21 protein-coding genes are annotated in these 21,889 nt (G+C 43.7%); 13 read left to right on the top strand and 8 right to left on the bottom strand.

Annotated features, from left to right (window positions below; genetic code table 11):
- The first annotated feature begins 16 nt into the window (after window positions 1-16).
- Window positions 17-607 (top strand): chloramphenicol phosphotransferase CPT family protein, encoded by a 591-nt coding sequence (locus H1230_RS19960; protein ID WP_239711659.1) that lies wholly within the window; start codon window positions 17-19, stop codon window positions 605-607.
- A 206-nt stretch (window positions 608-813) separates the two neighbouring features.
- Here H1230_RS19960 and H1230_RS19955 read toward each other — a convergent pair whose 3' ends face one another.
- Together H1230_RS19955 and H1230_RS19950 are read right to left on the bottom strand one after the other, a co-directional pair.
- Entirely contained in the window at window positions 814-1,062 is a 249-nt protein-coding gene (locus H1230_RS19955) for a DUF3951 domain-containing protein (protein WP_239711658.1), read from the bottom strand.
- Between the two features lie 232 nt (window positions 1,063-1,294).
- The gene (locus H1230_RS19950) at window positions 1,295-1,441 is read right to left on the bottom strand and encodes a hypothetical protein (protein ID WP_239711657.1); all 147 of its coding nucleotides are present in this window, start codon (window positions 1,439-1,441) and stop codon (window positions 1,295-1,297) included.
- Between the two features lie 368 nt (window positions 1,442-1,809).
- Here H1230_RS19950 and ltrA point away from each other — a divergent pair, with 368 nt between their 5' ends.
- Window positions 1,810-3,102 carry a group II intron reverse transcriptase/maturase gene (gene ltrA / locus H1230_RS19945; RefSeq protein ID WP_239711656.1) on the top strand — a complete coding sequence of 431 codons (1,293 nt, stop codon included), beginning with the start codon at window positions 1,810-1,812 and terminating at the stop codon, window positions 3,100-3,102.
- 401 nt (window positions 3,103-3,503) lie between these two features.
- Here ltrA and H1230_RS19940 read toward each other — a convergent pair whose 3' ends face one another.
- Window positions 3,504-4,862, bottom strand: coding sequence for an IS4 family transposase (locus tag H1230_RS19940; RefSeq protein WP_239711655.1), 1,359 nt, complete (start codon window positions 4,860-4,862; stop codon window positions 3,504-3,506).
- A 1,013-nt stretch (window positions 4,863-5,875) separates the two neighbouring features.
- Here H1230_RS19940 and chvE point away from each other — a divergent pair.
- The 7 genes from chvE (at window position 5,876) to H1230_RS19905 (ending at window position 13,431) form a co-directional block, all read left to right on the top strand.
- Complete coding sequence (chvE, locus tag H1230_RS19935) at window positions 5,876-6,964, top strand: multiple monosaccharide ABC transporter substrate-binding protein (RefSeq protein ID WP_239711654.1); 1,089 nt, start codon at window positions 5,876-5,878, stop codon at window positions 6,962-6,964.
- 103 nt (window positions 6,965-7,067) lie between these two features.
- Window positions 7,068-8,597, top strand: coding sequence for a multiple monosaccharide ABC transporter ATP-binding protein (mmsA, locus tag H1230_RS19930; protein ID WP_239711653.1), 1,530 nt, complete (start codon window positions 7,068-7,070; stop codon window positions 8,595-8,597).
- Window positions 8,598-8,603: 6 nt separating this feature from the next.
- Window positions 8,604-9,767, top strand: a complete 1,164-nt coding sequence (gene mmsB / locus H1230_RS19925; protein WP_239711652.1) for a multiple monosaccharide ABC transporter permease — start codon at window positions 8,604-8,606, stop codon at window positions 9,765-9,767.
- Window positions 9,768-9,895: 128 nt separating this feature from the next.
- Complete coding sequence (locus H1230_RS19920) at window positions 9,896-10,318, top strand: MarR family winged helix-turn-helix transcriptional regulator (protein WP_239711651.1); 423 nt, start codon at window positions 9,896-9,898, stop codon at window positions 10,316-10,318.
- A gap of 80 nt (window positions 10,319-10,398) precedes the next feature.
- Window positions 10,399-10,989: an NAD(P)H-dependent oxidoreductase gene (locus H1230_RS19915; protein WP_239711650.1), complete on the top strand. Its 591-nt coding sequence runs from the start codon at window positions 10,399-10,401 to the stop codon at window positions 10,987-10,989.
- 162 nt (window positions 10,990-11,151) lie between these two features.
- Window positions 11,152-11,820 (top strand): TraX family protein, encoded by a 669-nt coding sequence (locus H1230_RS19910; RefSeq protein WP_239711649.1) that lies wholly within the window; start codon window positions 11,152-11,154, stop codon window positions 11,818-11,820.
- Between the two features lie 93 nt (window positions 11,821-11,913).
- Window positions 11,914-13,431, top strand: coding sequence for a copper amine oxidase N-terminal domain-containing protein (locus H1230_RS19905; protein WP_239711648.1), 1,518 nt, complete (start codon window positions 11,914-11,916; stop codon window positions 13,429-13,431).
- Window positions 13,432-13,548: 117 nt separating this feature from the next.
- On the opposite strand, the gene H1230_RS19900 is transcribed toward H1230_RS19905, so the two are convergent.
- Window positions 13,549-14,934 (bottom strand): metallophosphoesterase, encoded by a 1,386-nt coding sequence (locus tag H1230_RS19900; RefSeq protein WP_239711647.1) that lies wholly within the window; start codon window positions 14,932-14,934, stop codon window positions 13,549-13,551.
- 223 nt (window positions 14,935-15,157) lie between these two features.
- Here H1230_RS19900 and H1230_RS19895 point away from each other — a divergent pair, with 223 nt between their 5' ends.
- Window positions 15,158-15,757 (top strand): nitroreductase family protein, encoded by a 600-nt coding sequence (locus H1230_RS19895; protein ID WP_239711646.1) that lies wholly within the window; start codon window positions 15,158-15,160, stop codon window positions 15,755-15,757.
- A 65-nt stretch (window positions 15,758-15,822) separates the two neighbouring features.
- Here H1230_RS19895 and H1230_RS19890 read toward each other — a convergent pair whose 3' ends face one another.
- A complete protein-coding gene (locus H1230_RS19890) occupies window positions 15,823-16,992 on the bottom strand; it encodes a peptidylprolyl isomerase (RefSeq protein ID WP_239711645.1) in 1,170 nt (389 codons plus the stop codon).
- 303 nt (window positions 16,993-17,295) lie between these two features.
- Window positions 17,296-17,634, bottom strand: coding sequence for a hypothetical protein (locus H1230_RS19885; protein ID WP_239711644.1), 339 nt, complete (start codon window positions 17,632-17,634; stop codon window positions 17,296-17,298).
- A 183-nt stretch (window positions 17,635-17,817) separates the two neighbouring features.
- Between H1230_RS19885 and H1230_RS19880 the strand changes: the two genes are divergently transcribed.
- The gene (locus H1230_RS19880; RefSeq protein ID WP_239711643.1) at window positions 17,818-18,936 is read left to right on the top strand and encodes a lactonase family protein; all 1,119 of its coding nucleotides are present in this window, start codon (window positions 17,818-17,820) and stop codon (window positions 18,934-18,936) included.
- A 110-nt stretch (window positions 18,937-19,046) separates the two neighbouring features.
- Here the strand turns inward: H1230_RS19880 and hfq are convergent, their stop codons facing one another.
- Window positions 19,047-19,268: an RNA chaperone Hfq gene (gene hfq / locus H1230_RS19875; RefSeq protein ID WP_239711642.1), complete on the bottom strand. Its 222-nt coding sequence runs from the start codon at window positions 19,266-19,268 to the stop codon at window positions 19,047-19,049.
- A gap of 110 nt (window positions 19,269-19,378) precedes the next feature.
- On the opposite strand from hfq, the gene H1230_RS19870 reads away from it, so the two are divergent.
- Entirely contained in the window at window positions 19,379-20,047 is a 669-nt protein-coding gene (locus tag H1230_RS19870) for a phosphatase PAP2 family protein (protein ID WP_239711641.1), read from the top strand.
- Between the two features lie 83 nt (window positions 20,048-20,130).
- Here the strand turns inward: H1230_RS19870 and H1230_RS19865 are convergent, their stop codons facing one another.
- Window positions 20,131-20,631 carry a hypothetical protein gene (locus tag H1230_RS19865; protein WP_239711640.1) on the bottom strand — a complete coding sequence of 167 codons (501 nt, stop codon included), beginning with the start codon at window positions 20,629-20,631 and terminating at the stop codon, window positions 20,131-20,133.
- Between the two features lie 144 nt (window positions 20,632-20,775).
- On the opposite strand from H1230_RS19865, the gene H1230_RS19860 reads away from it, so the two are divergent.
- The gene (locus tag H1230_RS19860) at window positions 20,776-21,831 is read left to right on the top strand and encodes an FUSC family protein (protein ID WP_239711639.1); all 1,056 of its coding nucleotides are present in this window, start codon (window positions 20,776-20,778) and stop codon (window positions 21,829-21,831) included.
- Window positions 21,832-21,889: the final 58 nt, after the last annotated feature.

The following is a 21,889-nucleotide window of genomic DNA, read 5'->3' as shown; positions in this document are numbered from 1 at the left end:
TGTGAGGGTGATTCGTTTGAAGCAAGGACTTATTGTGTTCTTGAACGGAACTTCAAGTTCAGGAAAGACTAGTATTTCTATGGAACTGAAAAATCAGAAAGAGATTCCTTTTCATCATTTATCCATAGATGATTTTTTTGGTAATTACAATGATTTTATTGATAATAAATTTCCAAATATTAAACCTGCAAGAGAAGTGGATAATGTCGGACAAATACTTTTTGATCCGATAATCTCAGTGTACTATGCAACAATTAAATTGTTTTCAGAAATGGGTTTGAATGTAATCGTTGATACCGTAATCGATAATGACAAGCGGTTTAATGATTGCCTTGATCTATTTTTCGATCATCCTACATTGTTTGTAGGCGTATTATGCTCGAAAGAAGAACTCACTAGAAGAGAACAAATCAGAGGAGATCGGGAGATTGGACTAGCAAATTCCCAGTACGACAAAATATATTCCTTTAATGAATATGACCTTGAAGTAAATACTGAAGAGTTGAGTCCAACAGAATGTGCCGAAAAAATGTTAAGTCTTATTAAATCCGATCAGGATTACTCTGCATTTAAGAAGTTAACTAAAAGAGAGATTAGTGTTTCATAGAAGGCGAATCTATCAGATAACGCTAAATTCAAGCATTGGAGCTGTTGCCCCTCTGTCTGCCGACGAATTTCGGCATTAACTTAACGAAGAACGAAAGTTGTGGAGTTTACTACGCAGCAACTCCTTTTTTGTTTGTTGAAGTAACGGGCAGGATAGTTGAACAAGATAGATGGAGGTTTTATGTCGCATTTGACGCATATTGCGCATTAGGGAAGAGAAGGTCGTTTTGATAACGAAATGATGTTTTTGTTCTTATCATCACCATGGTCCGCATCTTCTTCTATCTCTTTTTTCTCATCGTGAAACTCAACAAGAGAATGGGCCGTGATGTAGTCAAATGGAGTGTAATTATTACTTGGTAATTTTCTTGTAAGTAATACCTTGATAATGATGATTCCTAATGAAAAATAGAAAATCGCGACTACTCCAATCAACATGAATTGTACTAAGTTCATTTTTAACACCGCCTTTGTTTGATTTTATAATTAAATGTTAATATTTTCAAGTTGCAAGGTTGCTGAGTGCTATTCATTCGATCGAGATTTGTTGCACAGTACGAAGATATTGTGTAATAAAAGAAAGCGTGCTTGTTCAACTAACGGAAAACTTTAGTTGAACGATACACATTAATGAGCAGGCGCTAGGGTAGCCTGCTGTTTTCATTGAAGGCGTGCCCAGAGGCACGCATTATCTAGTTGGTGCAAATCCAACCAAGAGAGGGGCCAAGCCACTCTTGTAGCTAGGATGCTTGCGCATGGAGAAATCTGTGTGTAAAAGCGCATCGACAAAAGTACCTGTCAGAGACAGGGCGAGCGACAATCCAGGCCGCAACATGAAGTGAATCCTGCCGCGTCGTCAAAAAGGCCCTGCAAAGGGGAAAAGAGGGTGCCGAGTCTCGAGAATATAGACGAAGGCCATGGAAACTGTGCAGAACTTGGAGCAGCAGTGAAGAATCCTCCGGCGTATAGGGAACGGCATGGGTTTGAAAGATAATGCAGTGAACTGGGGAGACCCTCCCCCACACGATTTTTTTTTTTTTTAGGAATCCGTAAAGAGACGCTCTATAAGTCCAAAAGACGAAGTGAAACGTCTGTGGGAAGGGAGTCCGAGGGGCTCATAGTACCGAAGAACCTAAGGACAACATAACCTTAGGGAGGGAAGGAGCCCTGCTTTGTTTATGCTTTTGGAGGAGGTACGAGTGAGTGAATGCCAACCGGCTAACGACACCCAAGGAAAAAGTTCAACAACTCCAAGAAAAGCTAGGTCATGCGGCCAAGGCGAACAAAAAGCGTAAATTCCATGCATTGTATGACAAGATCTATCGGTGGGATGTACTGTGCGAAGCGTGGAAGCGAGTGAAAGCCAACAAGGGAGCTGCGGGAGTAGATGCCGTGACGCTAGCAGACATTGAGGAACAAGGAGAAATATGGTTTCTCAAGGTATGTGAGCGAGAGCTTAAAGAAGGCAACTACCATCCGCAACCTGTACGTAGACACTATATCCCGAAGAAGGATGGCAAGCAAAGGCCATTAGGTATACCCACTGTGCGGGATCGAGTCCTACAGATGGCAACCAAACTAGTGATTGAGCCTATCTTTGAAGCTGACTTTGAGGAAGTATCCTTCGGGTTTCGCCCGAAACGAAGTGCTAAAGGGGCGTTGGAACGTATTCGTAAAGCCTGCAACCGTAAAGGAAATTGGGTAGTCGACGTCGATATCCAAGGTTACTTCGACAACATTAATCAAGAGAAGCTTATGAAATTGGTGCAGATGCGTATCAATGACAGGAGGATACTGAAATTAATGAGGAAGTGGCTACAAGCGGGAGTTATGGAAGAAGGAACGGTAAGACGCTCGGATTTAGGGACTCCGCAAGGAGGCGTGATTTCACCGCTCCTTGCGAATATCTATCTAAATTACTTCGACCAACTGTGGGAGAAACACGGGAAAGGAGTAGGGGAGCTCACAAGGTATGCAGACGACTTTGTAGTGGTATGCAAAACCAAGAAGGACGCGGAACATGCGTATGAGCTCATACGCAAAATTATGGAGCGTTTGGAGTTAACCCTACACCCAACCAAAACTCGCATTGTAGGCTTATGGACAGGGGACGAAGGATTCGACTTCTTAGGGATGCATCACCGGAAAACCAAAGCAGAAACTTCTCAAGGGAAGGTGTACTATACCACACAGCAGTGGCTAACGAAGAAGGCAGAGGAACGTATTCGAGGCGTGGTCAAAGAAAGATTGGCCTCCCCAAGCATGCGCTCGAAATCGTTCGTGGAACAGGTAGAATGGCTCAATCCAAAGATTCAAGGGTGGAGAAATTATTACTACACGAACTACAGCCAAAAGAGATTAGCCAAGTTGGATTGGTATATTTTGCAGCGATTAACCCGTTGGTACGCCAAGAAAAGACAACGTAGAAGATGGATGGGGTCACTGAAAGAGGTTAAGTACATTGCCATCCAGTATGGACTTAAAACGCTATTGTAAACTGCATGCCCATGAATGACGAACATCGGAAAGCCGTATGAGGGAAAACCTCACGTACGGTTTGATGAGGAGGGGCTGAATTTGTTCAGCCCTTTACTCTAGTAACGGGCAGTTTAGTTACAATATATGGTGACATATGGATAAAGCTTAGGGGAGGCGTTTAAACTTGAAATTAGCTAAACTATCTCTTATAAGTGGACTCATTGGTGGTGGTGATAGGTGTGAAAAGCATATGCTATGTTGTTTTGCCTGATAATTTGTTTTTAGATGATACTACGGTTTATATATTTGTAAAAAATCATATTATTAATTACTATTCCGAGTTAGAAGTTGAGCCGTACAAAAGATTCTTTTCTGAAAAAGAATCTTTAGAAATTGCAAAACGAAAAGGATTTAGTAACTCAACTTTCGCAGCATGAAATCGGCAGATAAGCCTTGATGTAGCTGGGCAAAGCAGAGATCCAGTGCTGGAGTTGACTTTTAATCATAGCGGATAGTTTCTTACCGACTTGATTGGCGATTTCGTTCATCAATTCCACCAATTGTTGTAATGCTACGGCCCAGTCCAAGGTACCGACTTCATCGCAAAGCAAATAAAAGAGTCCACCGAGCGTCCGCTGATCCGTGCTTTGTCGATGCTGCCAAGCCAGCAGAATATAGCGGGAAAAGACAATCGTTGTATGGCTAATGAGCAAATCATAGGAGCGGCCTTGAAACTCTTTTTGCAGGCGCAGCAAGGATTTAGCGCATTTGAAAAAGACTTCGATGTCCCAGCGAAGAGCGTAGATTTGAATGACTTCCGGTGCCGTCAGCGTTAGATCCGTCGATAGAATCGCGAGCCACTCGTTTTTCTTGGAGCGATGGCGAACAAAGACCACGACTACTGGAATGCCAGGAACAAGTTCGGTGTGAATCTGACGCAAGAGGTTCCGGTGCTTTCCTTCGACGCGCAAAGCAGCTCGGTAAAGACCTTTAAGATCCACCCGTTGACCGTGAACGAGATATCGCTTGTTGTCGTTTTTCACCATGCCAATCACATGCAGTTTGCGATCTATAATCCGCTGAATCAGGGGGGCATGCGTGAACCAGCTATCCATAAGTACGTAAGCCGCAGAAACCCCGGAAGTAATGGCTCGATCCAGCAGTTCAGAAACCAGATGCGGAGCAGAAAGCAGAGCTTCTTTCCGGCGTTTGTATCCAGAGGATCGCTTGTCGATTCCCGGATGTATGCCGGTGAGTCCAGCCTTCACGGAACTCAGCAAGGCGAAGTCCAAAGGGAGAAACGTATGACCGTCTGACCAGCCCAAGGTGAGCATGCGAAAGCCTTTATAGTAAGCCCCCGTCGCGTGATCCTTAAAGCGAGCCAACAATTCCACAGCTTTGCTCCGATTCCGCTCAAACATGGAATCATCCACAATGAATACGGAGGTCCGCGTGACGGAGGTCAAGGTTTCGACTCGCTGCACAGTGTCACTACTTAGAGAAGACAAGAAACGCCGCCAAGCGAATCCGCTGTGATTGAGAAAGCGATAGACGGCATCTTTGCCAGGAAAGGCTTCACCCTTGGCACTTTCGAGCAGACGAAACCAATTCTTCTGATGAAAGAGCAAGACAAAAACGAGCATGAACAGATGGGAACAGGTATAGCCAAACGTCTTTTTGAACCCGGCATTCCTCAGATGCTTCAGCACACCGAGCTCTTGAAAAGCAGGTCTCATTTCAGGTGGGAGTTGATCTAGGGACGACTTTTGATTTATCATAGAAGGGACACCTCTTCTGTGGTTTAGTGGATCTCGACAATCTCACTTTACCAAACGAAGTGGTGTTTTTCTATGTTGGCAAGATCCTTACTTAAACCGACTCCACCTTAACCCCAGCTTGGGGTCAACTCAATTTTGACTCTGCGAAAGTTGAGTTAGTAATTTATTTGATTTTGAAGAACACCTAAAAAATCATAATAATGATGATGGAATAGAGAATGGATTATACTACTGGATTACCACGTTTAATGAACAATGGCGTTGGGACGGCTTTCGGATTGATGGCGTTAAAAAAGGATATGATTTAATAAATGAAGTATTACCATATTCTGTAGTTACTCCAGATGGTATTTGGCATTCTGAGAGGGACTATGGATACAAACCAATTTTAGATTTTAATAACGGTTTTAAGCAACACCCAGACAACATTGAGCCCAGAAAAAAGTGGATAGAATATATAGATAGCTTTTTTAAAGAGTATAAAGGTAAAAACTTTGCTATTTTATTTGTCCATTCATAGGCATGAAGTAATTAAGCCAGACTGTTCATTACGCTAACAAGAAACATTAGCTCAATAAAACAATGGCAGACTAGAAATTCATTTTCTCGTCCAAGGCTTACCGTTGTTTTTATTGTTGGGTCAGTCTAATACATATTTCATGGAAACTGCCGGTATTATTTTTGGGAGCCACTTGTCAGCAGTATATATATGTTCTGAAACTTTATTTTCTTTCCACAATTAGTGCGATTTCGAAACATACTCATTAATAAAACGGTATATATTCCAAAAAACAGCAAGTCTCCTATCTATGGAGACTTGCTGTTTGTCGTTGTAGTGTATTCCACTCCATTCCACACCATTTTTGTAAACGCTACCAAAAAGGTTTGTTTTTTATAAAAACAGTAGTTTCATTGTAAATACTATACATGCCTCCCCTTGCTATACTCAACTTGTCAAACAGGGAGAACGTTCCCTGTAGGGGCAAAAGAATAGTTCAGGAGGTTGTGAAGGAATGAAAAAATATTCATTAATGATGTTGACGTTGGCACTCGTACTCATTTTATCTGCTTGCGGTAATGGAAACAGTTCAAGTGGAGGCTCAGATGGAGCCAGTGGTAAGGTGGGTATCGCTATGCCGACGAAATCATCGGAACGTTGGGTGAATGACGGCAACAATATGGTGAAGGAATTTGAGAAGCTGGGATATAGTACAGACCTGCAATACGCTGAGGATGTCGTGGAGAATCAAGTTTCCCAAATCGAGAACATGATTACCAAAGGTGTGAAAGCGATTGTAATCGCTTCAATTGACGGTGAAGCACTGACGGATGTCCTGCAAAAAGCGCATGATGCCAACGTTAAGATTATCGCCTATGACCGTTTGATCAAAAAAAGTGAATATGTCGATTATTATGCGACATTTGATAACTTCAAGGTTGGCGTGCTGCAAGGCTCTTATATTGAAGACAAGCTTGGCCTGAAAGATGGCAAAGGACCTTTCAACATCGAGCTGTTCGGTGGTTCGCCGGATGACAATAATGCGTACTTCTTCTTCGATGGCGCGATGTCCATCCTGAAGCCTTACATTGATTCTGGCAAACTAGTAGTTCGCAGTAAACAGCTCACTATGGATCAAGTCGCCACTCTTCGTTGGGACGGCGCAGCAGCTCAATCGCGTATGGATAACCTGCTGAGTGCCAACTATGCCAGTGATAATCTGGATGCTGTGCTTTCTCCTTATGATGGCATCAGCATCGGGGTACTATCCTCTCTTAAAGGGATAGGTTACGGTTCTGGCGACAAGAAGCTGCCGGTTGTAACGGGTCAAGATGCCGAGCTTGCTTCTGTAAAGTCGATCCTCGCCGGAGAACAGACACAAACTGTGTTTAAGGATACGCGTGAGCTGGCTAAAAAAGCGGTTGAAATGACAGAGAGTGTACTCAAAGGAACAAAAGCTGAAGTGAATGATACGACAACCTATGACAACGGCGTAAAAATTGTACCTTCGTATTTGCTGCAACCTGTTTCTGTAGATGCAACTAATGTAGATAAGGTCCTTGTAGATAGTGGTTATTACACTAAAGCCGAGCTTGGTGAATAATCAGTTGAAATTCATATAACCTGTATATGCGGCGGCAGTCTTTATGGAAGACTGCCAGCCGCATTCATGAGTACAGTCACTTTTGAAAGCTGGGTGAGAAGCAATGGCAGACTATATTTTGGAGATGAAAGGCATTACGAAGACGTTTCCCGGTGTGAAAGCGCTCAGTAACGTGAATCTGAAGGTGAAGGAAGGCGAAATTCATGCCTTATGTGGAGAGAATGGGGCGGGCAAATCCACTTTGATGAAGGTGCTTAGCGGTGTCTACCCGGTTGGAACTTATGAGGGGGATATTTTATTTAAAGATCAGGTTTGTCAGTTTAAGGATATTAAGGATAGTGAAAGTCTCGGGATTGTCATTATTCATCAGGAGCTGGCACTGATTCCGTATTTGTCGATTTCGGAGAACATCTTCCTGGGCAATGAACAGGCTAAGCACGGGGTGATCAACTGGAATGAAACGACGGTGAAGACCACAGAGTTGCTGCAAACCGTCGGCCTCAAGGAATCGCCGTCTACAAAGGTATCGACGATAGGTGTTGGCAAGCAGCAATTGGTTGAGATCGCCAAGGCGCTCTCCAAGGAGGTTAAGCTGCTCATTCTCGATGAACCGACTGCGGCCCTGAATGAGGATGATAGTGAGAACCTGCTGGAGCTGATTCTGGCGCTGAAGAAGCGGGGGATTTCCTCCATTATCATTTCACATAAATTGAACGAAATCGAGAAGGTAGCGGATTCTGTAACGATACTGCGTGACGGACAAACCATACAGACCCTGGATATGAAGCAAGATCAAGTCACGGAGGATGTCATTATTAAAGGCATGGTCGGTCGCGATCTGACCAATCGTTATCCAGACCGTACTCCGGATATCGGAGAGACCATTTTCGAGATCCGGGACTGGGAGGTTTATCATCCGACACAGCAGGACCGCAAGATGCTGGATAAGATAAATATGCATATCCGCCGCGGGGAAGTAGTCGGCATTGCTGGACTCATGGGTGCGGGACGAACGGAACTGGCGATGAGCGTGTTCGGGAGAGCTTACGGCAAGCGGATCAGTGGCCAAGTGTTCATGCATGGCAAAGAAGTTTTTTTGACGGATATCAATAAAGCAATAGAGAATGGGCTGGCCTATGTGACCGAAGATCGAAAGCAATATGGGCTGATTCTAATCGAGGATATCAAACGAAATATTTCCCTGAGTAATCTGAAGAAGCTTTCGCGTCACGGCATCATTAATGAGAATGAGGAAGTGCTGGTCGCGGAGGAATATCGGAAGAAGCTGAACATCAAGACACCAAGCATATTGCAAAAAACGGTGAATCTCAGCGGCGGAAATCAGCAAAAGGTTGTGCTCAGCAAATGGATCTATGCGCAGCCGGATATTCTCATCCTGGATGAACCGACACGGGGAATTGACGTGGGTGCCAAGTACGAGATCTATTCGATCATTAATAAGCTGGCGGCTGAAGGCAAGGGCGTACTTGTCATTTCCTCTGAGCTGCCCGAGATCATCGGCATGTGCGACCGGATCTACATGATGTGCGAAGGACGGATTACCGGTGAGGTGGAACGGCAGGATGCAACGCAGGAGACATTGATGAAATATATGACACGAAGCAGGGGGTAGCACCACATGGGAGCCATTAACGAATTATTCAAAAGGAATATCCGCCAATACGGCATGATCATTGCCTTGATCTTTATCTCCATTTTCTTTCAGATTCTTACAGACGGTATTCTGCTGAAGCCACTTAACGTTACGAATCTTATTCTGCAGAATAGCTATATTCTTGTGCTGGCAATTGGTATGGTACTGGTCATTATTACCGGACATATCGACCTTTCGGTCGGCTCCGTAGCCGCCTTTATCGGCGCACTTTCAGCGATAATGATGGTGAAGATGGATATGAACCCGGTGCTGGCGGTCATTCTGTCTTTGCTCATGGGCGCAATTGTAGGCGCATGGCAGGGGTTCTGGGTAGCCTATATCAAAATACCTGCGTTCATCGTTACGCTAGCTGGAATGCTACTGTTTCGCGGGTTGACAATGATCGTACTGAACGGCCAATCCATCGCTCCTTTTCCTAAATCATTTCAAAAAATCAGTTCAGGTTTTATCCCGGATATATTCGGTGGAAGCTCACAGCATCTCCTAACACTGATACTTGGCATTCTTTTGTCTTTAGTTGTGATCTATCAAGAGTTCAGAACTCGTAGAACAACTGTAAAATACGGTTTTGAGCAGGGTTCCGTCTGGCTCTCTGTGGCCAAAGCCGCTGCGCTGGTGATCATCATTAATCTCTTTACCTTTGTGCTTGCCCAATATAACGGGATACCTAACATCCTAATTATTCTGCTCGTTCTGATAGCAATGTACTCCTTCGTCATGAACCGGATGACCATGGGCCGGCATATTTACGCACTGGGTGGCAATGAGAAGGCAGCTAGTCTATCCGGTGTCAAAACCAAACGAGTCACCTTCTGGGTATTCGTTAACATGGGTGTCATGGCTGCATTATGTGGCCTCGTCTTTGCTGCACGTCTGAATTCCGCAACGCCTAAAGCGGGTACTAACTTTGAACTCGATGCTATCGCCGCCTGCTTTATCGGTGGAGCATCCGCATCTGGTGGAATCGGAACGGTTGTCGGGGCCATTATCGGTGGTCTGGTTATGGGCGTAATGAACAACGGCATGTCGCTTGTTGGCCTTGGCGTAGATTGGCAGCAAGGGATCAAGGGACTTGTGCTGCTGCTGGCCGTTGGGTTTGATATTTATAACAAGTCGAAGACAGCTTAAGAGAAGGATCGGAGAAGATCAGAATAAAGTGAGTCTAGAGCCGCTCCTTCAGAGAATTCTGGGGAGGGGCTTTTCACGTAGTACTGAATTGACTTGAAAGTATATAGATATCTATGTATAATGAGGGCATGATAAAATTTCATGCTGCCTCGATGGTTGGGAAAATTAGTGACGCCGCCAATAAATTGATTATTTCAGAGCTTGAAAAGCATGGTCTGGAGGGCATTGTCCCTTCTCATGGCGGTATTTTGATGTTCTTGTATCAACAAAACGGATTGTCCGTAAAGGGACTCGCTGAGAAAATCAACCGTACACAGCCGACTGTAACTGTTCTGGTGGATAAGCTCGAGAAATTAAGTTATGTAAAAAGAGTAAAGAGCAAGGAGGATAGCAGAGTTACACTGATCAATCTGACCGATAAAGGTCTCCAACTGGAGCCGGTATTTCGTGAGATATCAGATCAATTAAATAATGCCTTATATGGCGGACTAAATGACACAGAGAAAGAACAGCTGGAATTGCTGCTAGAAAAGGTTCTTACAAGGCTATAAATTTTTTTGTAGTAAAGCATAGATATCTATGTTATTACGAATAATACATTTATACACAAAAAATGGAGGTATAACGAAAAATGAAACATCTAATTATCTATGCTCACCCAAACCCAGAGAGTTTAAACCATTCGATTTTGGAAACTACGGTGCAAGCTTTGAAGAATAACGGTCATGAGGTTGTTGTGCGCGATTTGTATGCTCTTGATTTCCAGCCTGTACTGAAGCCGGAGGATACGGCAAATATGAGAGCGGGTCAAACTCCGCAGGACATTAAGACTGAGCAAGAATTTATTACTCAAGCGGAGGCTATCACCTTCATTTATCCCATCTGGTGGACAGGACTTCCTGCTATTGTGAAGGGTTATATCGATCGTGTCTTCTCTTACGGTTTTGCTTATAGTGCTGGCGAAGAGGGAATTATAAAGCTTCTGAACGGCAAAAAAGGATTAATCATCAATACACATGGTACGCCTAACGCTGTTTACGATAACATTGGAATGACCGCAGGAATGAAAATGACATCTGACGTTGGTATTTTCGATTTTGTCGGTATTGAATCGGTAGGACATTTGTTCTTAGGCAGCATCGGATATCTCGATGAAGTAGCCTATAAAGGCATGTTGAAGGAAGTTGAAGACACAATTGTTGAACTATTCCCACAGCAATAAATAATAAATTAACAGCGGTAGACAAGGACTAATTACAAAGTCCTTATCTACCGCTATTTTCATTTCTGTTGAGCTATATTTGGAACAGTTCGTATGGCTTGCGAATAATGGCAAACCATTGGATAATAACAGTCACACATACTATTTTACAGGAGGCCAAAGATGCAGATTATGGCTATGCTGACTATGCTTATCGACCACATAGGCTACATTTTCTTTCCGGGAGAGCTTGGCTGGCGATATATTGGGAGAATTGCTTTTCCAATCTACTGCTATGCGTTGGTGCAAGGGCATATACATACTTCCTCCAAGCCCAGATATTTATGGAGACTGCTGCTCATTGCTGTGATTGCCCAAGTTCCCTATAATCTGGCGTTGGACCCTGGCGGATTAAATGTCGTGTTCACGCTTCTATTATCGGCAATTGTGCTGGTAGTGTTGGATAAGTTGCCTAATCCGTGGCTGGGCGCGCCGATAGTGATTGCAGTCTGTGTATTCATGGAATATTTACCTATGGATTATAATGCTTATGGTCTGCTGCTGGTGCTGATATTCCGCTATGCCCGATCGTACTGGCTGGTGCTGGCCCATTTCCTGCTGAATGAATTCTATCTGTTCTATAACGGCTGGTTAGTCCAGATGGTCAGTATTGTTCCAACTCTGCTGATTGTCATCATACCTGTGTTCTGGACATATTTAGAACGACGGAGGCTCCCGCGGTGGGTATGGTGGTCCTTTTATCCGGCACATTTAGCCTGTTTGGCAGCTGTTAAGTTTCTGGTATTTAAGGAATGGGTACATATAGATTGGCGGAGCTTAATAAACCTGTAATCCCTTACATGGTACTATAGTATGATTTACAAATCCTGCCACTACTGAGATAATGGTTGGGTTTAACAAAATACAAGTTAGAGGAGAAATGCTATGAGGAAGATTAAAGCAAGAACAAAGTGGTTCGTTCCCTTCATCGCAATCCTGCTGATTCTGGCTGGCTGTCAATCCGTTGGAGGATTAGACGTCAACAAAGTATTGCTCGGAGATTTAGACGTGAAGTCTTCTGAGTCCAGCATGAACCTTTCCTTAAATGCTGTCCCTGCTGTAGGGATAAGTGCGGAAGACAAGGAAATAGTAGACCTTATTAATTCTTTCTCCTTAGATGTAAGCAATATGAAGCTGCAGGATAACGGCAATATTTCTGCCAAAGGTACTGTCGGCTACAAACAATTGAAGCTTCCCTTTACTTTTTTTATGGATAAGGAAGCTCTAGTGTTTACGGTTGAAGGAGCCAAACAGCCCTTTTACTACCCGATCCAGAATGCTGAAGATATGGTGGGTATAAAAGGACTTGATCCTGCCCAAACAGAAGCATTTTCCAAGCAAGTTACCCAGTTCGTGGTCAAGAATCTGCTTAATCCAAGTGTGATTAGCGTTTCCTCCGTGAATGAGGCTGTTTATGGTCAGACTATGAACCTTACAAAGCTACATACTGAGGTGACTGGTGATGAGCTTCCGGCATTGTTAAAGGGATTCCTCAAATCCATCTCGAAGGATTCCGAAGGCTTTACTCAACTAATCAGTGGTCTTTATGACTACCTCTATCCTGTGATTCAGGCAGAAGATGTTGATCTGGGTGAATTGCTTGGGTTGGGTGCGGGCCAAATCCCTCTAGACAATAAAGAGGCGGTTGTAACTGTTCTGCATGATGCTGCCAAGATGGCTGTTGATACCTTGCTTCTAGTGTACGACAAACAGCTGGATAATCTGTACGAATCTACACCTGAGCTTAAGACAGTACTTAGCAAAGATACAAAACTGCAAGTAGATGTATTCGTGGATAGTGGACTTCATGTACGTAAACAGAATATTGATCTGTTAGTGGCGCTTCCAGCGAGTGAGGATCTGCCCTTGCAAAGTATCTCGTTTAAAGCAGAGAGTCAGGTCTGGAATATTGGTGGGCCGGTAACAGCTGATGTTATCAGCACCGACGGTGCACTTAACATTTCTGCATTACAGCTTACACCGGGTGAGACTTTAAGAAACTTTGAAGCAGGCTCGGATGCACATCGCTTAATGAAAGAAGAGTTCGGTATTACGAAGAAATCAATCGAGATTGCTCCTGACGACGATTATTATTATCCGCTTGTCGAGGGCAACACGACTTATGTGCCACTGCGGTATTTAGCAGAAGATTTGGATGCAACTGTAGAGTGGGATGCAGTGAACCATGCGATTAATGTTACCGAGGATGTGTATGGTGACAAGCTGGTATTCAAAGTTGGTTCCTCCGTGGCTACCATTAACGGAACTCCAGTGAAGCTTAAACAACCGGTATTCGTTGACGAATACGGAGATGCCTACGTTCCACTTCGCCTGTTGGCAGAAGCACTTCATGCGACTGTGGAGAAGGATACAGATGGCTGGATTTATATTGAACGTGATTAGTTAATAAGAAACGGCTTCGCCGTCCTTTTATGAACGGCGAAGCCGTTTCTTCGAGAAAACCGTGCTCCCAAACCGCAGAACTGCGGGGGAAGCACGGTTTTTTTTGTTTTTTCTAATTTACTGTGTGGTCAAAACAACCTGCAATGACACATTGCTAAGTTCCTTATCAGCAGCCATACTACTCACATAGCCGGACAGGAAATTATCCGTTGCACTCTCCCATAGCTTGAAGCCTGGCAGTGCTTTAATGTCAGCGGAAGCACTTCCGGCTGTCCCGGCAAAATACTGCACATTCAGCTTGGACATCACCGTTGCCATCGACTGCTTCTCCGCCGCAGTGAACTTACTGTCCTTGAGACTTGTCATAGCCTTGTTGTAGGAGCTGGTTGCAAAGGTTTGTTCGGCATAAGTTTTAAAGTTTAAAAGGTTAGGATCAGTGCTCCCGTTAACCTTAGCCCAGTCCTCGACATTGATTGTAGCCGTGTGGTAATTCACAGTTCTGGTGAGCGGGTCAAACGTCATGGCTCCATATTGATGTGGATTCACAGCCAACGCACTGGTCGCGATATCATATACCGGAGTTAGCGGAGGAGAAGAAGAGTCTTCCTTACCCACAGCCGGATCTCGGCGGATATCTTGCAAATGAACATGTCCTGACAGGACTAAATTCAGTCCATGCTTGCGCAGAACCTTCAGGGTTTCTTGACTGTTATTGAGCTTAAAGCCGGCGATGGACAAAGAAGTGTGATCCAGCAGATTGTGGTGGAAGACCGTAATCACAGAGGCATGTTCCTTGGCTGCAAGTTTCACACATTCATCAATCCACGAGAGCGTGGAGGCGGCCACCCGCCCATCCGTTTGTGGAAATCCGTACTTCTGGTTGTTATTATATTGACTGCTGTCAATCATGAGCAGCATTAACCCAGGGGCGGCTTTAACGACATAGCTGAGCGTTTCCTTGTCACGGGAAAGGGCTTCATTATAGCCGAAATCGCTATAGAGATCAGTAAAGTCCTTATCGGTTATGGAATCGGCAATGATCTGCTTGTCCCCCTTAAAAGATCTTGCCCAAGGGTTAAACACGTCATGATTTCCTGGAATTACATAGACAGAGGTTCCTAGCTGCTCAATTCGCTTCAGCTTAGCTGTTAATTTCTCGTGGCTGCTTTTTTCACCATTGTTCGTTAGATCTCCACTAAGGATAATGAACTTGGGTTTCTGCTGCTCGACGTCCCTCACCAAGGATTCGGCGATTTCATCACTGTAGGGCAGCATCTTACCATCACCACCTGTGACATAGGTCTGAAAAGCCTGTCCACCATCCTGGAGTCCTTTATCCAGATAATGAACATCGGAAGCCACCCAGAAGGATACGGGATCTTTGTCGTTCCCTTCAGATTTCACTGAATTTAAAAGAGAAGAATTTGTGACTTTACAGCCACTAATAACCAGGCTCAAGGAAAGTAAGAGTAATACCGCAAAAATAGTTGTTTTATTCTTCAATTTCAAACCTTCTTTCAGCATTTTCGCTGAATCATTGTAGCTTATTTATAGGCTGTTTGTATATGGGCTGGTGTCGAGCGAATAATTAATCGCTTTTCAGTAATAATAAAAGTTGGCAGTCTGATACCCGACCAAAAAAGTTGTGTATAGGGATTGCAATTCCGAAAAAAAGTGTTAAGATATATAAAAGTTAGTTACTAAATTAAACGGAGGTAGTTATTTTATGTCTAAGAATTTTTTTGAAGCAGTAAAAGGTAGACGTTCCGTATATGCGATCAGCAAAGAATCTACAATATCCGATGCTAAGATTCAGGAAATTGTTGAAGAGGCAGTACTACATAGCCCAACTTCATTTAACTCCCAAACCTCAAGAGCGGTTGTTCTTTTGGGTGAGCAACACGATAAACTTTGGGATATTACTGCAGAAGCCCTTCGCAAAATCGTTCCAACAGAACAATTTGAAGGCACCGCTCAGAAATTGGCTTCTTTCAAAGCAGGTTACGGCTCTGTACTGTTCTTTGAAGATCAAGTAGGCGTAAAGCAGCTGCAAGAGAATTTTGCTCTCTATGCTGATAATTTCCCCATCTGGTCTAACCAATCTTCCGGTATTCTACAATTTGTAGTATGGACAGCACTTGCTGAAGAAGGAATTGGTGCTTCACTGCAGCATTATAACCCACTGATTGATGAAGATGTGAAGAAAGAGTGGGGCATTCCGGCAGAATGGAAACTGATTGCTGAATTGCCATTCGGTAAACCCGTTACTGCACCAGGTGAAAAAGAATTCCAGCCCATCGAAGCACGCGTAAAAGTGTTTAAATAAGCAGACACAAAAAAAGCAGGACAGGCGAATTAACGCTTGTCCTGCTTTTTTGATTAATTATTTCATTATTTAGCTGGTGCTGTTGTAGCTTCGGCTGCTGCAGGGTCTGCGCTTGCAGCTGGAGCAGCAGATGCGTCAGCTGCTTTTGCGTCGGTGAGAGTATTAGTGATTTTGGATTTAGCTGTTAAATCCTTCAACCATGTTGCGGATAGCTCGGAAACTTTTTGCGAGATAAGAGCTTTGGTGATATCCGCTTTCTTTTCTTCCATAGTGTAATTGTGGGCATCTTTATGGTCAGTCACTTTAATAATGTGATAGCCATATTGACTTTTCACTGCGCCGCTTGTTTCGCCTACTTTAAGCTTAAAGGCAGCGTTGGCGAAATCGGCATCCATATCTGAACGTTTAAAGAAGTCCAGGTCACCACCGTTATCCTTAGAACCTGTGTCCGAAGATTTCTCTTTAGCAAGTGCGGCAAAGTCCGCACCATCCTTCAGTTGTTTAATAATTGCGTCTGCTTCTTCTTTGGTTGCTACAAGGATGTGGGAAGCACGCACTTCTTCTTCTGTGTTATAAGTAGCTTTATTTGTATCATAATAAGTTTTGATATCCGCATCTGTTATTTTAACCTGCGGTTCAAGAATCTTACGAATTTCTACTTGCAAAGGCATTTGTTTCTTCAGATCGTCAAGAGTCATTGAGCTTTGTTCCAAAGCGGAGTTCAGAGCAGCTTCGCCACCGAACTGCGTTTTAAGATCTTCAATTTCAGCAGTAACATCTGCGTCAGACACCGTAATATTGGCTTTTTTAGCTTCTTGATCTACGAGAGTAGTCGTAATCAGTGATTGCAGTGTAGTTTCTCCACCAGCTTCTACCAGTTTATCGTAAAGTTGTTGTTTTGTAATATCAGTTCCGTTAACCGATGCAACAGCTGCTTTGCTGTCATCTGTTTGGAAAGGTGGTTTGATCAGAACGATGATGAGTGCGGCTGCCAGAACGATCGAAGCGATCATCCAGCCCTTGTTGCTTCTGGAGGAAGCGGAAGGGGGTGCAGGAGGCGTTGTTTCGCCAACTTTGCTCATCACGGGAACACTCTCCTCGATGCCTGTAACCACGGGTTCTGGAGTGTTTTGCAGCTCAATAGCTTCAAGATTTGCATTCTCGGAAGCGTTGAGTTCTTCCGTCGTACCGTTGTTCTCCAAGTGTTCATTTTCATTCAGATCTTTTTTGTCCATTATAATTAATGACTCCCTTCAATATAGGTGTTGCCTGTCTTTCTACAACTTTACCAGAAATCAAGATCTCAAACCTTAAGAAAGTATAAAAAAGCACATATAGTTTTTAAGTATTCATTAAGAAATGAAAAAAAGCTGGAAATAGCATGATAAACCATGCGTTTCCGGCCTTTTACTGGAAATAAAAGAATTTATATGCTTCACGCAATAGCTTATCCTTATATTTCTCGCAGAAACGGCTAAGTCGTCCCTGTAATAGGGCGGCTTAGCCGTTTCTGCTTAAGGCAGCGGTATAGGTAACTCTTAAGAATGGAGATTTCTAAGTAGAAGACGAATACTTTCCTGTTTCCGTCTAGGTACACGGACATTTTTGGCGTAAAGGCCCTTCTCTCCAAAATAAACACAATCTTCTTCGATAGAGCTGATCTTGTTTAAATTGACATAGCAGCCACCATAAACATGATAATAACTTGAACTTAACAATAAACGGTTTAGTTGCTCGGCAGTCATTCTCTTTTTAATGTTATAATTTCTGCCGTGAAAAATGACCAAATCATGGTCCCCGACCTTAAAGAACAGAATGTCCGTTTCCACCTCGAAGTCCTCATACACATTTTTGGCTTCCAGCAGGATGCTACTCATTCTTGTTCCCCCTTTTTCGAAATAAAATATTATGTTAGCGCTTTCATTATATCATAAGGATTTGAGTTTGAGAAGCCTTAGTTTTTAAATGTTTTATGACATTTTTAACGTAGTATTTGTCATAGACGGTGAAAAAATGTAGATTATATAGAAGGTAGCTGACCATAGAGGAGGAAGTTAGAAATGAAAGAACGTTCTAAATTATTGTTATTTACAGGCTCCTATGCAAGTGCTACGGAGAGTGGGGTACAAGTATTTGAATTCGATGGGAAAGCCGGAGGCACGCTAACGCTATTGAATTCCGTTCAAGGTATTACAAATCCCACCTTTATTAATGTAGATTCTGTTAATATGCGATTATATGCAATAGGAGAGACAACAAATGGAGAAGGGGGCAAGCAAGGAGAGGTTGTTTCTTTTGCCATAGATCCTCAGACCGGAGAATTAAGTGAACTGAAGCGTATCCCGACCATGCTTGCTGAAGGTAAACTCCAAACGACAACTTGCCATATTTCACGGGATTTAGAGAACCAATATGTAGTAGTAAGCAGTTATCATGGTGGGAAAATTGGTCTGGTGTCCTTAGATGAGCAGGGGAATCCTCTCTCTTTAACTGATGTAGCGATACATACTGGTCATGGCTCTGATCCGGAACGTCAGGATCGTCCACATCCGCATTCCGCTGTATTCAGTCCGGACGGTCGTTATTTGTTTGTCTCTGATCTTGGCCTTGATCTGATTCGGTCCTACACGATCAATAGAGAGCAACAGACCTTGGAAGCTCATCAAGATACAATACTTCATCCCGGAGCAGGTCCACGCCATTTTGTCTTTCATCCCGATGGGAAATCAGCCTATGTGATTAATGAGGTGGATTCTACAATTACATCGTTCACCTATGACAGTGCAGAAGGTACTCTGCACACGGCTGTAACTGTGTCTACCCTGCCGGCCGATTATGATTGTAAAGAAGAAAATACTTGTGCAGAAATAGCATTGTCAGTGGACGGACGTTTTTTGTATGGCTCCAACCGTGGGCATGACAGCATTGTTGTCTTTGCAGTGGATCCTGACTCCGCAGGGCTTACCTTTGTCGAACATATATCCACGCGTGGAGGCCACCCGCGTCATTTCACATTAACACCGAATGGTGGTTACCTGATCGTTGCTAATCGTGATGCAAACAATCTGGTGGTGTTCTCCGTAGATCCAGTGAGTGGCAGACTTTTATATACGGAAAATATAGCAGAAGTATCTAAGCCGGTATGTGTAAAGATCGGTGTATTTCCAGCTACGCATTAACAGCCTTAAGAGCTGACAAAGGGAACACCGGGTTCTAATTCCGGTGTTCCCTTTGGGTTGATGGGCTTGTGAAGGTAATCTTGGTTGAGAGAGATAGCATTAGGGAAAGCTTATTTGAGCGAGACTGGCTTTAACGGTACAATAGTGGATACCGCCGATTTGAAGAGCACATTTTGTCTGCCGTCACCTTGACCAATTAACGTGATGGTAAAAGCGTCATAAGAGGTAACCAGACCCTGCATTTTGACCCCGTTAGTTGTAAAAATCGTCACGGGTACCTTTGTTGAGATGAACTGGTTCAACAAACGTTCCTGCAATTTTAGACTTTCCACTTTGGCAGCACTCCATCTTTTATAAATTGATATCACTGTGTAATTATAACACGGGAAAGTCTCTCTCAGGAAATGAGATCAGCAGCCATAGATTAGACAAGGAGGAAGTTATGCTTTATTTTCGTTACTGGTCCAGAGGTTTTGTGCTTTTTTTAGGCTTTACGGCCGGATTCGCCGTGATTGCAGCGCTAGTCGCGCTGAACAAGGTGGCCTTTTTTGATGAATACATAATTAATGTAGTTCAATCCGCAGAGTCTCCTGCCCTTACTTCACTAGCCAAGAGCTTGTCCTTGGTCGGTTCATCCAGACAGGCGATCGGGATATCGCTGCTGGCTATGCTACTGCTCTTCTTTCTGCTGAAGCATCGGCTGGAGTTAGCTTTATTTCTGTGCGTGGGTTTAGGTTCACAGCTGCTAAACACAATGATGAAGCTATGGTTTCATAGAGAACGACCGAATCTGCACCGGATCATCGAAGAGGTCGGATATAGTTTCCCTAGCGGACATTCGATGGCTGCTTTTTCCCTTTATGGTGCAATTGCTTATTTAGTATGGCGCCATTTACATCGGGAATTTGCCCGGATCTTGCTGGTACTGTTTACTGTGCTCATTACTGGGGGAATTGGCTGGAGCCGTATTTATTTAGGGGTACACTATCCAAGTGATGTAATCGGTGGATATGCGGCAAGTGGAGCCTGGCTGATGCTGTGCATTACAATATTCGAAGCTTACCGGGTCTCGCAGGGGCATAGAGGAAATAAGCCTGTACCTTCTGCATAAAGTGTTATATGTGAGATGTAAAAAGAAAAAGCGGATACCTCCTTGGAATGCTGAAGGTATCCGCGCTTGTTACCGTATAAGGTTTATTTAAGGCTTTTGGTCTGCTGCTCGGCAGGTTTGCCTTCATGGAAATGCTCAACCTTATTTATTCGTAGCTTCAGAATCGCAGGAAGAGCGGCTTTAAGCTTCGTGGCTTCATCTGCAGTTAAACGCCCTTCAGTAATGGCTTTATCCAGCTTAAGGCTGGCAGCTTCACTAAGTTTCTGAATATATTGCTCTTCAGACCAGCCTTTTTTCTCTAATGCAAGCCCAGATAGCGTTTTCCCTGCTTTCAGCTTGTTTACAAGCTCGGTGCGATCCATTTCCAGCAGCTTCGCGGTTTCAATAATTATGAAATGACCTCCGGCCCGGAAGCTACCCTCTTTGCCGTGATTTGCTCCATGAGCTTTCTCGGATAGATGGGAATCTGGAACGGTGGAAGGTGTACGCTCAGTTACTACAGGATTTGCAAAAGCCATAGCAGGCGTTATGCTGAACAGAGCAGCTACTGCAATTACTGTAATTCTTTTGATACTGTTATTCATTTGTTCACCTCGTCTGTGTTGTAGTGGGAATACTGTATTCAGTATTCCCAGAAAGCTGAAATAATCCTGAACCCTAGCTTAAGTTAACTTAAAAATTCGCCAGTTTGCTGCTTGGGTAATAATGTCTGTAAAGGAGTGATGGAGTTGGCTTTTGGAGCTCGTATATTCAAAACGGGAATGGCAGTAACCCTTGCCCTATACTTATCCGCGTTGCTGCAATTCTCTTCACCTGTAGGCGCGGCAATCGCTGCTATTTTTGCCATGCAGCCCTCCATATATCGATCTTGGAAATATTTTCTGGAACAAATTGAGACCAGTACGATGGGAGCGATTCTCGCGTTACTGGGAGGAATGCTCTTGTCGAATGAACCGATTGCAATCGGTTTGATCTGTATCTTGGTTATAATGATTAGTATGAAGATGAACCGGGCCGATACCATCGGCCTAACACTGGTTACTGTAATCTCTGTGATGGAAGCATCGGGTCAATGGCAGTTTGCTATGACTAGATTTTTACTTACACTTACCGGTATCGTTTCTGCTTTTCTAATTAATATTATTGTGCTGCCTCCGAAACCCCGTAAACAATATATCCAGCAAATTGAAAATGTCTTTGCCAGTCTTTCCCTGCTGCTGCGTACGGCAGTTTCGCATGAGATGAAGGAAAGTGTCTTCCGCGATGAGAAGAACGGACTTGAGAGCGCCATTAAATCGTTGGCGGACAAGTATAGTTTGTTCGAAGAGGAACAGAAGCAACTTAGGCGGGCCAAGTACAGTCATACCAGACAAATGGTGGTATATAAGAATTTGTTGTTCTCATTGCAGAAAGGTTTTGATGTGCTTGAGGCTGTTGATCGCCATTATTTTCAGGCCGAGCGTTCGGAGGCTACAGATCAGCTGTTTGACCGTCATTTGGAGCAATTAATTAAATACCATGAGCATATCCTGCTCAAATTCGAAGACAAGTTGAAGCCTAATTCAGCTGATACGGTGCTATTGGGAGATGATAATGATAGTTTCTTAGAAGCAGCGATTCGCGGTTATAATGCTGAGAAATCGGGTCAATTGCGGCTGTCTGTTGTAGCTGCTGCGGTTTATGACTATGGATATCAGCTGGAACGTCTGGATAAGGTGGCAGAGCAAATGAATCGATTATTGACTGAGGATAAAGATACACATAACGTTCCGGAGAAAATATAAGGATAGGGGAGACTAATTTAAAAATTTGAGTTAGCGCTCTTATATTGAAATCCGTTCT

Source organism: Paenibacillus sp. 19GGS1-52, from assembly GCF_022369515.1.
GTDB lineage: Bacteria > Bacillota > Bacilli > Paenibacillales > Paenibacillaceae > Paenibacillus_AQ.
The sequence above is the reverse complement of the archived record's forward strand: the minus strand, read 5'-3'. Positions and strand labels throughout refer to the sequence as shown.